Origin of the sequence: Sporosarcina sp. E16_3 (assembly GCF_017347125.1) — a bacterium.
GTDB lineage: Bacteria > Bacillota > Bacilli > Bacillales_A > Planococcaceae > Sporosarcina.
This window is the reverse complement of the sequence record NZ_JADPRX010000002.1, coordinates 102,553-119,392: the sequence shown is the minus strand read 5'-3', so window position 1 is coordinate 119,392 and position 16,840 is coordinate 102,553. Positions and strand designations below refer to the sequence as shown.

Here is a 16,840-nt window from a genome sequence, read left to right as displayed (position 1 = left end):
TTTAATAGTAGTATATAACAACTGAAATAGAACGATAGTGCACAGTAAAATTTATAAAAAAAGGGAGTAGATGAAATGTTAAAGGTTGGCGTTATTGGTGTGGGATCAATTTCGGAGATGCATATTACACCCTATTTGAAAAATAAGGATGTAGAATTAGTCGCACTTTGTGATATTCATGAAGAGCGCTTAATAGAAAAAGGACAGTTATACGGTGTAAGTCAGTTATATACTAATTATCAGGAATTGTTAAATAATCCAGATATTGATGCAGTTAGTATTTGCACTTGGAATAACTCGCACTCCGAAATTGCTGTAGCAGCACTTGATGCTGGAAAGCACGTCCTAGTTGAAAAACCATTAAGTATGACTGTCAAGGAAGCACTTGCTGTAGAAGCTGCAGCTGAGAAGTCGGGGAAAGTGGCCCAAGTAGGTTTTGTGAGAAGACATGCAGATAATGCAAATATCATCAAGGAGTTTATCGATAGTGGTGAACTTGGTGAAATATATTATGCAAAAGCGTCTTATTTGAGACGACTAGGAAATCCAGGTGGTTGGTTTAGTGATCAAACTAAATCTGGTGGTGGGCCTTTGATTGATCTAGGAGTTCATGTCATAGATATCATGTGGTATTTAATGGGTAAACCACGTCCTGTTTCAGCAAGTGGGAATTCATATCATAAGTTGGGGAATCGTAGCAATGTTCAACACCTTTCGGCATATCAAGCTGCCGACTATGACCCAACGTTAAATGATGTAGAAGATTTAACAAATGCTTTAATTCGTTTTGAAAATGGGGCATCCCTTTATGTTGATGTTAGTTTTACTCTTCACGCAAAAGGTGATGAAACAACTGTTAAATTATATGGTGATAAAGGTGGGGCTGAACTTGAGCCTGCATTAGCACTTATTTTGGAGAAAAATAATACAATTTTGAATGTGACACCTCAAGTTGATAATTCAGGTTTTGAATTTGCAAAAACATTTGCAAATGAAATTAATCATTTTGTTGAATGCTGTCAAACAGGCAGTGAAACAATCGCACCTATTGCTGATGGTGTTGAGGTGATGAAAATGCTAAATGCAATTTATGAATCAGCAAAAATAGGTAAAGAAGTGTATCTATAACCACTATAGTTCTATTAGAATAGAATCATTACCTACATATTAAAATGAAGGTAATGATTCATTTTGAAAAATGAAAGTGATGGGGTTATAGGCTAAATTACTAAGGTTTTACTACTAATTCAAGGTAGATACATTTTTGTTATTGCTAATGTTGATGTATTTGCATCCATAATATCCTATTAATAGGGAAAATGTTCCTTTGGTCAGTTAGGGTAACAAGTCTAAAAAGTAATGTACTTATGGGATGGCTTTTAAACTATACTACCGTTTTGTAGATAAACACCATGAATAGATTTTGAATTAAAGGAGGAAATAGTGATGGGTAAGTTAGGGTTACAATTATATTCTATAAAAGATGCGGCTAAAGAGGATTTTCTCGGTGTACTTGAGAAGGTTGCTAATATGGGTTATGAAGGTGCACAATTTGCAGGCTTTTTTGACCATACCGCTACTGAGGTTAAGGTGAAAATGGACGAAGTAGGAATTAAGGCCGCAGGAGCGCATATACAAATAGAGGAAGTTAAAGATGACTTTGACAAATTACTAAGTTACCATGATACGATAGATAATCGCTTACTAATTTGTCCATATTTGCCGGAAAGCATGCGTACTACGGAAGATGATTATAAGCGGACTGCTGAATTGTTTAATAATGTAGGGGAGAAATTAGCTAAAGCAGGTTTTTCATTTGGCTATCATAATCATGCATTTGAATTCGATTTGTTCAATGGTAAATCTGGTTTTGAACTATTATATGAGAATACTGATCCTCAGCTAGTTAAAATGGAGCTAGATTGTTTTTGGGCCGCAGATGCTGGGTTCAGTCCAGTTGGTATTATTGAAAAATACGCGGATCGTTGTGTTTCGTTACATATTAAAGATCTAAAGCTTGTGGATGGTAATCCTGTATCGACTGAAATAGGGACTGGGACGCTTGATATACCTCAATTGATAAAAGCAGGTAAAGAACATCAAGTTGACTGGTTTATTGTTGAACAGGAAGACTTTACAGGTGACCCGGTAGTTAGTGCAGCTAAAAACGCAACAGAGTTAAAAAGAGTTATTGAACAATCATAAATACGAAAAACGGTTGTGAAAGTATACTACTACTTTTACAGCCGTTTTTATATTATTCTCGAATTATGTAGATTCACGAATAACTAATTCATGATCTAAAATCACACTAGTTACTTCTTTACCTCTAATTTTATTAATTAGCATTGTTGCAGATGTAGACCCCATTTTATATCCTGGTTGTGAAATCGTTGTTAATGTTGGATGGGTCATATTAGAGAAACTGATTTTATCGAATCCAATGATGGCGATATCATTTGGGACATGCAATCCGTTTATATTGATTTCCTTAAGTGCGCCAATAGCAAGTATATCGGATACAGCAAAAACAGCTGTTGGTCTGTCAGAAAGCGTTAAAAGATGGCGCATTGCTTGCTGTCCTTGTTCGAAACCTAAGCTATCGGTATTGTAAATCCAATCCGAATTAATCGGCAAATTAAATTCCTGTAAAGCTTTCTCAAATCCCTGTCGACGTTCACGTGCATACAAGTATTTCTTATGTGAATTAATGAGAGCTATTTTAGTATGACCAATTTTAATTAAATGTCTAACTGCATGATAAGCAGCTAATTCATTATTAATCGTTACATATGAAATATTGCCATCTTCATCATATTCACTACACTGGATTACGGGATATTTACTAGCAAGCTCAAGTAATTTAGTTCGATTCACTGTCGGATCCATTGAAATGATTCCATCTGCTAACTTACTCTTAAGTAGATTAAAGTAGATATCTTCTCTATTCGAATTGGAATCAGTTGCACATAGAAGGATATTATACCCTTGTTCAATTGCAATATCTTCAATACCATTAATAATCTCGGTATAAAAAGGGTTCGAAATACTTGGGATGAGTGCGAGAAGTAATCTGCTTTCAGATGTTCGTAAGTTTCGACCAAGTACACTAGGTTCATAATTCAAATTAGTTATGACTTGCTCTACCTTCAGTCTAGTCTTTTCCGTAACGATAGCTGGGTTATTGATTACCCTTGAAACGGTGGCAACAGAAACACCTGCTTTTTTGGCGACTTCTTGAATGGTCGGCATAGAATCACCTCATTTCATATTTGTTATTTAAGTAAACGATTACATTAGATTAAGCAAAGTATAGCATAAAGGGAGTGGGATTGTAATAATTAATGTTTTAAATAAATGCAAAAATTACAATAGAACTGAATTTTCCGCTGGACAATAAAATATAGGTAAAGTAAACTAGATTCGACGATGATATTTATAAATTATTTTCGTTTAGGATTTGAATCTAGTTGTATATTTGGGGGAGTAACTGATGACAAAGATAGTTAAAATCGGAATTATTGGTAGTGGTGGAATTGCGGGCAGCCATGCAAATGCATATCTAGCGATGGATGATGTTCAGATTGTAGCGGTAACCGATGTTGTTCCAGGCAAAGCGCAAGAGTTTATTAATAAATTTGGGATAAAGGGTGCACAGGCGTTTGAGGACCATAAACAGATGCTGGAATTGGATATTGATGGTGTAAGTATTTGTACACCTAATATCGCACATCATATAACTAGTATCGATGCATTACAAGCGGGAAAAAACGTCTTGGTTGAAAAGCCCTTATCAGTAACACTTGATCAAGGAATTGAAATGGTTCAAGTAGCAAAACAAACGGGGAAAATACTTACTGTTGGTTTTCAACCACGATATGACCTTAATATGCAAACAGTAACAAATATTGTTAAATCGGGACAACTCGGAGATGTCTACTATGTAGAAGTAGGGGGTGGCCGTCGCCGCGGCATGCCAGACGGAACATTTATCAATAAAGCTTTGGCAGGTGCGGGAGCAATGGTTGATATTGGAACCTATTCGCTTGATTTAGCACTAAATGCATTAGGTCATCCGAAGCCGTTAACAGTCTCGGCATATACGTCAAATCATTTTGGTACAAATCCTAAATATCATCCGCAAGCAGATAAGTTTGAGGTAGAAGATTTTGGTGTTGCCATGATTCGTTTGGAAGGCGGAATAATTTTAAACTTTAAAATTTCATGGGCTATGCATATGGATACGCTTGGACCCACATTATTCCTTGGGAAAGATGCCGGGTTAAAGCTAACAGTATCAGGTAGTGGTCCATGGAGCGGGGCATGGGATGGGGGCCTTGAATCAATTAATATGTTCCATGATATCGATGGCCAGCATACTGAAACAGCGATTCCTATACAAAATCATGGTATTAATATATTCGATGCAAAAGTACGAGACTTTGTTGTCGCAGTTAAAGAAGGTAAACCTGCACCTATTCCAGGTGAAGAAATCCTATACAACCAAGCAATCCTTGATGGAATATTTCGATCTTCAGAAATAGGGAAAGAAGTAGATATTCATATTCCAATAATTTAAGCTTGGTTCATGACCAATTCTCTGTATGAAAATAGGTAAGAGCTTGAAGGGAAATAGATTGCTAGTAACCAATTAGTAAAAGGATATTAGTAGTCTATTTTTTTATGTATTTGAGCTGAGAATCTAAGGCATATGTTGACAAGTAATTGAATTACTATTAAGATTAATGTAATCGTTTACACCATTGTTCACTTTAAAGTGAACTGAAAATAATAATATAAAATTGGAGGGATATTAATTATGAAACTAGGTGTATTTACCGTACTATTTTCAGAGAAGACATTTGAAGAAATGCTGGATCATGTCCAATCGGCAGGATTGCAAGCGGTGGAGATTGGTACTGGGGGATATCCAGGGAATGCCCACTGTAATTTAGACGAACTACTAGCAAGTGAGGAAAAAAGAAAAAACTATCTCGATCAAGTCCACTCACGTGGTTTAACAATTAGCGCATTTAGTTGCCATGGTAACCCAATTACACCGGAAGTAGAGTTTGCAAGAACTTCTGATGAAACGCTGAGAAAGACGATTAAACTCGCAAGTCTATTGAATGTACCAGTAGTTAATGCATTTTCTGGAACACCTGGTGACCATGAAGAGGCAAAATATCCAAATTGGCCAGTAACTCCATGGCCAACGGAATATAGCGATATCCTAACATGGCAATGGGAAGAAAAACTTGTACCCTACTGGAAAGAAATTGGTCAACTTGCAACGGAAAGTAATGTTAAGATTGGCCTAGAACTGCATGGTGGATTTTTAGTTCATACACCACACACGCTGTTAAAGTTAAGGGAATTAACCTCTCCTGCTATTGGTGCAAACTTGGATCCTAGTCATTTATGGTGGCAGGGGATAGATCCTGTTGGAGCGATTAAGATTTTAGGTAGAGAAAATGCAATTCATCATTTCCATGCAAAGGATACATTTATTGATCAGGAAAATGTGAATATGTATGGTCTAACAGATATGCAGCCTTACGGAAATGTGCAAACACGTGCTTGGACATTCCGCTCTGTAGGGTGTGGGCATAGTATCCAGGAATGGTCAGATATGATGAGTGCTTTACGCACATATGGTTATGACCATGTTGTAAGTATTGAACATGAGGATCCATTAATGTCGATTGATGAAGGTTTTTTACGCGCAGTGAAGAACTTGAAGTCAGTATTAATTATCGATCAGCCTACTGGTATGTGGTGGGCATAAGTGATGCAGTATTTATCCCGCATTAACGGGCAGTAAGACCCCCCTTCAAGTCTTTAAGGACACAAGAAGAATAAGTGGGGGTCAACCGCCAGAATGTTAGGGCTAACGCGGAGGAATTGCAGTTCATTCCTACCTGTAGGTTACGTAGGCTTTGCCACAGGACGTGGTGTTCTTTATCCTAAGTTTTTTAAACAATCAGTGAGGTATGAAGAACCCACTCTGATTGAAGATCAACTTAATATCAACAACTGCGGTAGCATAGTTTTTTAACATGGAACAGGGATTATACTCCGGGCGTCAGTCGCTCGGAGCATCAGCAGGTGCAAGTCACGCAGATCATAGAGAGTTGAAACTTCATAATTCATAATTCTCACGTGTATTACAAATGCCTACTAAGAAATAGCGCTTTTCTAATTAATTTCAAGTATAGTGTGAATAGATGCAATTGCTTTTTTTCTATTTGTTTTATTAAATGATTAAATTAAATTAATTAACTATGTATGTTAAATTATTGAATACGGTGTACTAACTGTGCATAGGCGTCTTAAAAGGTGCGCCTGAAGTCCTGAAACTAGTACATATGCGAATTTAATGGGATAATTTAATTTAATACATATTATTCTTGTTCATGTGCTTAGAGTGAAATAAAAACCTAGAAAAGGAGACATGTATCATGAAACTTGGCTTAAGTTCGTATAGTTTATTTGGAGCGTTAAATAGTAAAGAAATCACTATCATAGAGGCAATCCAGTGGGTGGCAGATCAAGGTGGAGAACATATTGAGCTAGTTCCAAATCTTGGATTCAATTTTGATGAAAATCCTGAGTTAATAGATGAAATTCGGCAAAAAGCAAGTGAGGTCGGGATTGAAATTTCAAATTACGCAATTGGTGCTAACTTTATTACGAAGTCTGAAGAGGATTTTCAAACGGAAATTGTCCGTGTAAAAAAAGAAGTGGATATTGCCAACCGCCTCGGTGTAAAGTTCATGCGTCATGATGTAGCATCACGTCCTACTTCTGAAACAACAATCAAACAATTTGAATTTGACCTACCTAAGTTGGCAGCGGCTTGTAGAGAGATTGCAGATTATGCTGATAAATATGGGATAACAACAAGTGTTGAAAATCATGGCTATTATATTCAAGCTAGTGATAGGGTACAGTCATTAATTAATCATGTAGACCGTCCAAACTTTAAAACAACACTAGATGTAGGTAATTTTTTATGTGTAGATGAAGACCCAGTAGCAGCTGTTAAGAATAACATCGCATATGCTTCTGTAGTTCATTTTAAAGATTTTTTCTATCGACCATCACATCTTAATCCAGGGGTGGGTTGGATGCATACGACTGCAGGTAACTTTATCAGGGGTACGATTGTTGGTCACGGTGATATTAACATGAGAGAGATTATTAAAGTAATTAAAGAATCTGGTTTTAATGGTTATATATCAGTGGAGTTTGAAGGAATGGAAGAATGCAAACAAGCTTCGAAGATTGGCATGGATAATGTTCGACGACTATGGGATGAAGCTTAAAGGGAATCGGTAAGGAGACTAGTAATAGATAATCAAAAGATTCTTCCGGATTAATCGGCAGTAAGAACCCCACTTCAAGGACACGAGAAGTGGGGTTCTTACTGTGCGTAATAGTCTGATTGAAGATTAACTATATTACGTGTAATTACTATTTTTTAATTTCATAATGCTTAAAACCCTAGTTGCACCAAGAGTAATCGTGTTGATTATTTAATTTAGACTAGGAGTTTTATGACATTCCTGGAGATTTCATGCGTATTAATTGCAGATTCTACCTGCTTATTTTTCACGCAATTAATAAACTCTTCAACTTCATAGTACATCGAATCATATTTATGCGTTACAGAAATATCCTCGACTTGACCATTATTATATTTAATACTAATTTGTTTTGGATCACTAATTTTATCAATTTCAATGACACCATTTTCACCTTGTATTTCATTAGGTAAATGTGAATCTGAAATTTTAGAATACATAATAACTGCTTCGAATTCATCGTAATTTAGGATCATACTTCCTTGTCCATCAGCACCAGTGGATAGTATATAAGTATTTTTGAGCACCGATTTCGGTTCGCCGACAAGATGGATAATAGGTGCGATACAGTAAACACCTAAGTCTGCTTTTGCACCATTCCCTAATTCTGGTTTAAAAGCATTTTCAATAATACCTTCCTTGTATTTATCATAACGTGAAGAGTATTGATTAAAATGGAATACGATACGTCGAAGTGACCCAATTTTATCTAGGTTTTTTTTCAAGCTGAGAAATGTAGGTGTAACCGTAGATTTCATAGCTTCCATAAAGGTTATTTGATATTCTGCAGATGCTTTAATTACCAGGTCCATTTCATTTAGAGAGGTTACCGCAGGTTTTTCACATAGAACATGGATGCCATTTTTCATGGCTAAAATACTTTGTTCCGCATGGAATGCATTTGGTGATGCAATATAGACAGCCTCAATATCTCCGCTTTGAAACATTTCTGACATATCCGTATAAATACTTTTCACTTCATATTTATCTGCAAATGCTCTACCCGTTTCCTCGTTCCTTGAAAAAATTGCCCCGATACTGAATTCTGGATGCTCTTTTGCGGCCTTAATAAATCTATCTGTAATCCAATTCGTTCCGATAATACCAAACTTCATAGTAATAACCCCTTTTATTTATCAATTATTTTGTTTCTAGCCACCCGTAAATACTTTTCACTCTACATAAAATGAAAAAAATGTCTGCTTTTGTATGCTTCAGAAGCAATTAGATTCAACGTTTGAGAAGCTTCATGATGCAAGGAAACAGAAAAGGCTTGCGATTCAGGGCAGACGCCAACTAATTCAAGCCCTTATTAATTGTAACATGATGAGTATGGATTGTTTCATCGAAATGGCCACATAAAATGAAGTATGAATGATTGGTCATAGAAAGTGCAGTCATTTCATCGGTTTTACATTAGTGAATAACAATAGGTTTATTATTATTTGTAAATGTATGGTAACCGCGACAACAAGATTGCTAGGGTACTCACCATCCTATCTAGACTGGTATATGTAAAATTTACACCAACTGTATCTGCTGTTTGAAAGGGGATTGATTACTAGATAACTGGATGAAATCCTTCCGAGCTCCCTGGAAATGATGGAAAGAGTGAAATAGATTGAACAGTTATTAATCGAAAATAAGGTGATCTATGGGGATGAATGATTTACTGTTTCTATATTTTCCAGGGGGTAACCCAAGAGATGCACGAAACACTTTGGTAAAGTAATTTCCGTTAGAAAAACCTACTTGTAACGCAATATCTTCAATTGTTAAATTGTTATTTTTTAGGAGTTCAATTGATTTTTTTATTCTTATATTTGTAAGGTGTTGTATCGGTGTTACATGTGTTTTTTCATGGAAAGTTCTAGTGAAATGATATTTGGAAACCCCAGACGATTGTACGATGTCATCAAGGGTGATAGGCTCAGCATAATTATTATTGACAAAGTGAATCGCTTTTGAAATTGATTCTGGTATTTCTATATTACTTTTAAAATTTAATATATAGCGCTGTAGCTCCATTAGAAAAGAATAGGAAAGCGCAGATGCTTCGTAAGCATCGTTAATTTGATTAGTAGATACTCTATTTATGAGTTCAAAGATATGTGTAATAGGTGTAGAGTATATGTCCAGTTTTAGTATATGTCCTATATTATCTGTAATAGCGTTATAACATCGGATAGCCTCTTCTCCAAATAAAGTTAAATGAACAAATTCCCATTCAGGGCTATCTGCAGGTAAATAATAGCGGTGATTACCTGGAATCCTGACGAAAAAAGCATCCCCAATTCCAAGTCGATATAAGCAATCATTAATCCTAATTTCACCTGCGCCCTTTAAGGTGTATTGGAAGACAATCACATCCTTTTCAGTTCGGAATTGTCCGTCCCAGTCGTAGGACGTACTCATTTGCTTTTCCAACCCAAGGGAATGAATTCCAGCAATTCTTCTTTGTTGATTTGATTCTTTAAAGTGAAAACCATATATACCGTATTTTATTGAGCGGAAATTAGACAGCAATATATTACCCTTCTTTCAATAAATATTCCCATTGTTTAAATTAATCGGAAACCATATGATTATTATAGCAGTCATTTGTGAAGTTTAGGGGTATTCATTGAATGAATATATGTATAAAAGAAATAAACCTAAATTGCTAGTAAATATTATCTAGTAGCAAAAAATGACTAGTAAAATATAGTAGGGGGTTTTACTTTTGTCCAAAATTACATTTCTAGGTGCAGGTAGTGCAGTTTTTGCGAAAAATGTACTCGGAGACTGCATGACAGTTCCCGCTTTACAGGATTTTGAAATTGCCTTATTTGATATTAACCATGAACGACTCAAAGAATCTGAACAAATGCTTAACAATATTAAAAAGAATTTAGGGTCAACAATTAGTATCGTATCCTACACAAATCGAAAAGATGCATTAAGAGATGCGAAATATGTGATTAATGCGATTCAAGTTGGTGGTTATAAACCAAGTACAATTATAGACTTTGAAATCCCTAAGAAATATGGGATTCGTCAAACAATCGCAGATACAATTGGAATTGGCGGCATTTTCCGTAGCTTGCGCACGATTCCTGTTATGATGGATTTTGCTAAAGATATGGAAGAAGTTTGTCCCGACGCATTGTTCCTAAACTATACGAATCCAATGGCTACGCTAACAGGGAGTATGCTTAGGTATAGTGGCATCAAAACTGTCGGTTTATGTCATAGTGTTCAAGTGTGTGCAGATGAATTATTAAGAGGATTGGATATGCCTACAGACAATGTCCAATGGAAAATAGCTGGGATAAACCATTTAGCTTGGTTGCTTGAGATTAATCGGGATGGGCAAGATTTGTATCCAGAGATTAAGAAAAGAGCAGAGGAAAAACAAAAGACAAAACATCATGACATGGTACGTTACGAACTCATGTCGCGGTTTGGCTATTATATAACCGAGTCTTCTGAACATAACGCAGAATATCATCCATATTTCATCAAGGGTCGATATCCAGAGCTAATCGAACGTTTTAATATTCCATTGGATGAATATCCAAGACGTTGTGTCAACCAAATTGAAGGATGGAAAAAGATGCGAGATGATTTAGTAAATGACCGTAATTTATCTCATGGCCGCTCAAATGAATATGGATCTCGCATTTTAGAAGCTATGGAGACAAATGTTCCTATTAAAATTGGTGGAAATGTGTTGAACACAGGTGGTTTAATAAGTAACCTGCCAAGAAATGCTGTTGTTGAAGTTCCTTGTCTAGTTGACGCTAGTGGAGTTACACCTACATATGTAGGTGATTTACCTGAACAATTAGCTGCGTTAAATCGAACAAACATTAATACACAGTTGCTCACAATTGAAGCTGCTATGACAGGCAAGAAAGAGCATATTTACCATGCGGCGATGTTAGATCCACATACTTCCGCAGAACTATCTATCGATGACATCGTTGCTATGTGTGATGAATTGATTGAAGCACATGGGGATTGGTTGCCGAAGTATAAATAATGATATCAAATCTACTAGACTTATCAGTGGTCTTCTATTGGATAGCGTAAGATAGGGTCCCCCTATTTTACGTTTTTTATATACGTTCTCAAATGATTAATTTTGAAAATAATTAAGGGATAGATTGATAAACTAAATTAGTCACTGGAAAATCTAACTATTAATGGTACTATAATAGTTAGAAATATAAAATAACAATGTATTCAGTAATAACGGTGAGGAATATTCTTATCTAGTACTTAAAAAATAGGATGTGTATATATAATGAAAAGAGATGTTACTCTACTAGCATCAAGTATTAATCCATCTTTATCTGTCCCGGAAATTGAATGTTCTTTTGCTTACGCTGGCCAAAGGCGAATTAACTTCAATGATGAATGGCGATTTCAAAGGGAAACAAACGAAAGTATCGTAAGTGTGCCGAACCCTAAATTTGATGATTCATCATGGCGACAACTAAATTTACCACATGATTGGAGTATCGAGTTGGAGTTTAATCCGAATTCCCCTGCGACACATGAAGCGGGATATTTGGATGGTGGAATTGGTTGGTATCGGAAAACGTTTACAATTCCATTATCTATGGAAGGAAAAAAAGTTTTCATTGATTTTGATGGCGTTTACATGGACAGCACTGCCTATCTAAATGGAGAGCTATTAGGGATATATCCCTTTGGATACAATGCTTTTTCCTATGATATTACTGATAAACTTCATAAAGACGGTAGGGAAAATGTGCTAGTCATTAAAGTGAATAACAAACAACCAAGTAGTCGTTGGTATTCTGGAAGTGGGATCTTTAGGAATGTATATCTAACGGTAACAAGCCCTATTTATGTAGCGAGATATGGAGTTTTTGTGACTACCCCAGACCTTTGTACGGCTTATGAACTAGGTAATGCAATGGTAAATATTAAGACGAAAATTAATAATGAGTCAGGTTCAGCTAACTCAGTAATAGTGAAATCGACTATTTATGATACAAATAGAAAGTTCATTTCAACTGTATGCTCAGCTGAGAAAATTGCGGCAGAGGATAAATCAACGCATTTTGAGGAAAATATAGTAATCAATTATCCTGAGCTGTGGAGTACCGAGAATCCATACAGATATATTCTTGTTACAGAGGTCTTGGTAGATGGAAAAGTTGAGGATACTTATGAAAATCAGTTTGGCATCCGATACTTTGATTTTGATGCAAATGAAGGCTTCTCATTAAATGGTCAGTACATGAAACTACATGGTGTTTGTATGCATCATGATTTGGGAGCATTGGGATCGGCTACAAATGCACGTGCTATTGAAAGGCAATTGAAGATAATGAAAGATATGGGAGTTAATTCTATAAGAGTAACCCATAACCCCGCTTCACCTGAGCTCCTGGAGGTTGCGAATAATCTAGGTCTTTTAGTAGTGGATGAAGCCTTCGACAGTTGGGGGCAAGGAAAGAAAACGTATGATTATAGCAGATTTTTTTCCTCTTGGGCAGAGCATGATATTAAGGAAATGGTAGACAGAGGTAAGAACGAGCCTTGTATTATTATGTGGTCAATAGGCAACGAGATTTATGATACAACAACCGAAAGTGGAGTTGCAATAGCTAGGAATTTAGTTCGCTGGGTTAAAGAGATTGATACTACTAGACCTACTACAATTGGTGAGGATAAAACGAGAGCGGATAAAGTGAATGTCACACCAATCAATAAGCATATCAAGGAAATATTTGATACGGTTGATATTGTCGGTTTGAACTACAGTGAGAATAACTATGCGGGCTACCACGAGCAGAATCCAAACTGGAAAATCTATGGAGCTGAAACTTCCTCAGCTACCCGTTCTAGGGGGGTATACACACATCCATATGATTACAATCTAAGTACACAGTATGAAGATTTACAACAATCGTCTTATGACAATGATTATGTAGGGTGGGGAAGAACAGCAGAAGATGCATGGAAATATGATAGAGACTTAAAACATATTGCAGGTCAGTATATTTGGACTGGCTTTGATTATATTGGTGAACCAACCCCGTATTACAACGCTTTCCCAGCTAAGAGTTCTTATTTTGGTGCAGTTGATACTGCTGGATTTCCAAAGGATATATATTACTATTACCAGAGTCAATGGAAAGATGAACCGATGGTGCATATTTTGCCACACTGGAACTGGGGAAAAGATGAAACTGTGAGGGTCATAGCCTATACAAATGCTTATAAAGTTGAGTTAATTCTGAATGGAATATCATTAGGTGAGCGTAGTTACGTAGTTAAGAAAACGCTATGGGGTTCGACTTATAAAGAAACAGTCGCAGGCGATACTTACCTCGAATGGTCGGTTCCTTTTGAGCCTGGTGTCTTGACAGCGGTAGGCAAGGATGAAAATAATCATGTCATTGCCATAGATCACGTAATTACTGCTGGTGACCCTGCAGGAGTGCGATTAACGGCGGATCGGCGTGTTCTAAGTGCTGATGGTAAAAATTTATCCTTTATTACCGTTGATATTGTTGATAGCGTAGGAAATATAGTCCCTACTGCAGATAACCTTGTTCAGTTTAGTATATCTGGGAATGGTGAACTGGTTGGAGTTGACAATGGCAATGCGGCTAGTATTGAGAGGTTCAAAGACAGTAAAAGACAAGCATTCAGCGGAAAAGCCTTAGCAATCGTTCAATCCAGTAAAATAGCTGGGATTATAACTTTGAATGCATCAGGAGCAGGGGTTATCGGAGATTCTATCAGATTATTTACTGTTTCTGCAGTTGATGAGGGGAAGAAGTCAGTTGCTGGCGTTGATATGATATATAGTGTCGTTGATATGGATAATGGGATTGATCTGCCATCGAGAATTAAGGTATTTTATTGTGATTCTTCAATTGAAATAAGAAATGTGATATGGGATGAAATAGATCCAATGCTTTGTGCAACAGTAGGTAAATTTAGCGTCGAGGGTAGCATTGAAGGGATAACTATCAAGGCAAATGCGCTAGTCACTGTCAGAGAGATTGTAGCGATAAAGTCTTATGCAACGGCTTCAAAGATTGGTATATGTCCAGAATTACCTTCTGAAATAACACTTGTTTATAGTGATGGGACTACATCTACAGCACATGTCGTCTGGGATATAATTCCGAATGAGGAACTAGATAGGGTGGGAGTATTTATTGTAGATGGTCATGTTACTGAGACTGATTTAAAAGCAAAAGCCTATATTAGAATTACAAATGAAAGCGATATAGGTGGAATAGCAGATCTTAGCATGATTAGCGTTAATGGTGAAGCACTAGAAAACTTCAATGCTGCAACACATTACTATGAGCTATTATTACCATATGGTAGCAAACTTCCAAAAGTAAAGGCAGTAGGACTAGCCAATGCATCTGTAACTATATTACCCGCCTATACATTTGCAGATATTTGGAAAGTATTTGTTACATCTGAGGATGGATTAGTAAGCTCCGAGTATAGCATTCAGATGATAACCGAGGAACCTAAGTTGCAATCTTTAGTATTAGGCGCAGATAGACATGTCATTATTCAAGACGATGTTATGGGTCTTAAGATTACAGGTCAGCTTGAAAATAATGAGGTTGTTGATTTTACAAGTGGAAAGCCAATCTATAAATTTGATAATAAAATAATTAAAATTGACAATAACAGACTCTATGCTCTTGAGGAAGGACAAGTAAACATAACGGCAACAATCACCCATAATGGTTTAAGTGTAACGACACCAAAGTTAAACATAACGATAGAAAAGAACTTGACGAAGAAATCCATTGTGAGGTTGGAAGTAGTTTCTGTTATCGCTTCTAAAGGTGAAGAATTATTTCTACCAGAAACAATCAGTGCACAGTATAATAATGGGATTTCGCGGGATGTTACTGTTACATGGGAAAGTATCGATCCTATGAAAATGGAGGAATTAGGTGATTTCATCATAATCGGTGGAGTCGGGGGAACAACAATGAAAGCAATAGCAGAGGTCACTGTCAAAGGTGTAGTAGCCATTAAGAATATCACGAAGGGGGTATTACGCAATCAACTGCCGGAGTTACCGAATGAATTAGAAGTATATTACAGTGATGGAACGGAAGGTCTGTTAAAAGTTAAATGGGAAGAGATACCATTAGATAGAATTGACATAGAAGGTATATTTGACTTGGAAGGATCTGTAGAAACAACACAAATTAAAGCGAAAGCACAAATTAGGGTAACAGACGAAGTTGGTGGAGAACAGAATATTAGCAGGGCCAAAAACGGTTATGACTATCCTAAGGCAGAAGCATCCTATACTAACAAGGAATCAAATTCTAAAGACAGAATTGAAGCAATTAATGACGATCTTATCTCTTATGCCAATGAACCACATAACAGATGGACAAATTGGCAAGAAAAACATCGTACGAATGACTGGGTTTCGGTAACTTTCGGAGACTATGAACCAGTTGACTATTATTTGGATAATATTGAGCTTCATTGGTACGCTGATAACAGATCATCACATCCAGATTCCATAAAAATCCAATATAACTCTGGGGGTATCTGGTTAGATGTACTAGACCTTCAGAGTAATCCATCAGCAATGACATTATGTAAAGCTAACGTGCATACCTTTAAGCCAGTACGGACATCGGCAATTAGGATTGATATGACTGCACAGACTGGAATGGCTATAGCTTTAACTGAGTTAAAAATACAAACGAAGTGGCCAAAACTTTATACCGAACCAAAGATTTCTACTATTAAGGTAGGGGACAAAAATATTCTTGAAGACTTTGTTCAACGTAATGGAAATTATGAATTTGAAGTCGAGTTAGGTGTTTTTGAAGAAATGCCAGAGATTACAGCAACGGGAGAAGATAATACGGGTATTACCATAGTACCAACTGTAACTGTACCTTCAACAGCTAAGGTCTTGGTGGAATCAGAGGATGGTAAAAAAACTAGGGTATATACTATTCATTTCATTTTTGATAAATAGTAAACCAAGTGATGCAAACGAGTAGACTACGATAAACCCTACAGGATTATATTCTGTGGGGTTTTCTTCTGTTATTTCCAACGTAAAAGAAATAGCGACAAGGTGATTGTGAATATATTGAATCACTTTGAGTAAGAAGTATTGATTACAGGTAGTTATTAATTTAGATCTTTATTCTTTTTGTTTATTTGGCAACAAATACTTGCTATAGTCAATTCTAGGTGGTTATAATGTTAGCAGTAAATTAAGATAATTAAAAAAGTTTTTCTTCTATTTTTTGTTAGAAGAGACCTCATTAGAAAAATGTGCTTAATGAAAAATGATTAATTTTTATAGTCTTATTGCTATATTAAACAACAAGGTGATGTCAATAATGAAAGTATTCTAAAGTTAATAGACAAGATTTATGAGTAAGTAAAGCTAGCATGAATGCCATCTATATTCTATTTCATGATTCAGCTGA

10 protein-coding genes are annotated in these 16,840 nt (G+C 36.2%); 7 read left to right on the top strand and 3 right to left on the bottom strand.

Going from position 1 to position 16,840, the window contains the following annotated elements; all coding sequences use genetic code 11:
- Nucleotides 1–75 precede the first annotated feature (75 nt).
- Together I2483_RS03040 and I2483_RS03035 are read left to right on the top strand one after the other, a co-directional pair.
- On the top strand, nt 76–1,128 hold the full coding sequence (locus tag I2483_RS03040) for a Gfo/Idh/MocA family protein (protein WP_207173883.1): 1,053 nt from the start codon (nt 76–78) through the stop codon (nt 1,126–1,128).
- 318 nt (nt 1,129–1,446) lie between these two features.
- The gene (locus I2483_RS03035) at nt 1,447–2,205 is read left to right on the top strand and encodes a sugar phosphate isomerase/epimerase family protein (protein ID WP_207173882.1); all 759 of its coding nucleotides are present in this window, start codon (nt 1,447–1,449) and stop codon (nt 2,203–2,205) included.
- A 63-nt stretch (nt 2,206–2,268) separates the two neighbouring features.
- Here the strand turns inward: I2483_RS03035 and I2483_RS03030 are convergent, their stop codons facing one another.
- The gene (locus I2483_RS03030) at nt 2,269–3,252 is read right to left on the bottom strand and encodes a LacI family DNA-binding transcriptional regulator (RefSeq protein WP_207173881.1); all 984 of its coding nucleotides are present in this window, start codon (nt 3,250–3,252) and stop codon (nt 2,269–2,271) included.
- Nucleotides 3,253–3,493: 241 nt separating this feature from the next.
- Here I2483_RS03030 and I2483_RS03025 point away from each other — a divergent pair, with 241 nt between their 5' ends.
- The 3 genes from I2483_RS03025 to I2483_RS03015 all read left to right on the top strand — a co-directional run bounded on the left by I2483_RS03025 (nt 3,494) and on the right by I2483_RS03015 (nt 7,328).
- Nucleotides 3,494–4,579 carry a Gfo/Idh/MocA family protein gene (locus I2483_RS03025; RefSeq protein ID WP_207173880.1) on the top strand — a complete coding sequence of 362 codons (1,086 nt, stop codon included), beginning with the start codon at nt 3,494–3,496 and terminating at the stop codon, nt 4,577–4,579.
- Between the two features lie 240 nt (nt 4,580–4,819).
- Nucleotides 4,820–5,788, top strand: coding sequence for a sugar phosphate isomerase/epimerase family protein (locus I2483_RS03020; RefSeq protein WP_207173879.1), 969 nt, complete (start codon nt 4,820–4,822; stop codon nt 5,786–5,788).
- A gap of 673 nt (nt 5,789–6,461) precedes the next feature.
- Nucleotides 6,462–7,328 carry a sugar phosphate isomerase/epimerase family protein gene (locus tag I2483_RS03015; RefSeq protein ID WP_207173878.1) on the top strand — a complete coding sequence of 289 codons (867 nt, stop codon included), beginning with the start codon at nt 6,462–6,464 and terminating at the stop codon, nt 7,326–7,328.
- A 215-nt stretch (nt 7,329–7,543) separates the two neighbouring features.
- Here I2483_RS03015 and I2483_RS03010 read toward each other — a convergent pair whose 3' ends face one another.
- Nucleotides 7,544–8,482, bottom strand: coding sequence for a Gfo/Idh/MocA family protein (locus I2483_RS03010; RefSeq protein WP_207173877.1), 939 nt, complete (start codon nt 8,480–8,482; stop codon nt 7,544–7,546).
- A gap of 517 nt (nt 8,483–8,999) precedes the next feature.
- Complete coding sequence (locus tag I2483_RS03005; protein WP_207173876.1) at nt 9,000–9,893, bottom strand: AraC family transcriptional regulator; 894 nt, start codon at nt 9,891–9,893, stop codon at nt 9,000–9,002.
- A 196-nt stretch (nt 9,894–10,089) separates the two neighbouring features.
- On the opposite strand from I2483_RS03005, the gene melA reads away from it, so the two are divergent.
- Together melA and I2483_RS02995 are read left to right on the top strand one after the other, a co-directional pair.
- On the top strand, nt 10,090–11,391 hold the full coding sequence (melA, locus tag I2483_RS03000; protein ID WP_207173875.1) for an alpha-glucosidase/alpha-galactosidase: 1,302 nt from the start codon (nt 10,090–10,092) through the stop codon (nt 11,389–11,391).
- 264 nt (nt 11,392–11,655) lie between these two features.
- Nucleotides 11,656–16,377: an Ig-like domain-containing protein gene (locus tag I2483_RS02995; protein WP_207173874.1), complete on the top strand. Its 4,722-nt coding sequence runs from the start codon at nt 11,656–11,658 to the stop codon at nt 16,375–16,377.
- The last annotated feature ends 463 nt before the right edge of the window (nt 16,378–16,840 follow it).

Excerpts from the sequence above, each read along its gene's own strand:
- I2483_RS03010 (WP_207173877.1), bottom strand. The coding sequence starts at position 8,482 with ATGAAGTTTGGTATTATCGGAACGAATTGGATTACAGATAGATTTATT.
- I2483_RS03035 (WP_207173882.1), top strand. The coding sequence starts at position 1,447 with ATGGGTAAGTTAGGGTTACAATTATATTCTATAAAAGATGCGGCTAAA.
- I2483_RS02995 (WP_207173874.1), top strand. The coding sequence starts at position 11,656 with ATGAAAAGAGATGTTACTCTACTAGCATCAAGTATTAATCCATCTTTA.
- I2483_RS03020 (WP_207173879.1), top strand. The coding sequence starts at position 4,820 with ATGAAACTAGGTGTATTTACCGTACTATTTTCAGAGAAGACATTTGAA.
- I2483_RS03025 (WP_207173880.1), top strand. The coding sequence starts at position 3,494 with ATGACAAAGATAGTTAAAATCGGAATTATTGGTAGTGGTGGAATTGCG.
- I2483_RS03015 (WP_207173878.1), top strand. The coding sequence starts at position 6,462 with ATGAAACTTGGCTTAAGTTCGTATAGTTTATTTGGAGCGTTAAATAGT.
- I2483_RS03040 (WP_207173883.1), top strand. The coding sequence starts at position 76 with ATGTTAAAGGTTGGCGTTATTGGTGTGGGATCAATTTCGGAGATGCAT.
- I2483_RS03030 (WP_207173881.1), bottom strand. The coding sequence starts at position 3,252 with ATGCCGACCATTCAAGAAGTCGCCAAAAAAGCAGGTGTTTCTGTTGCC.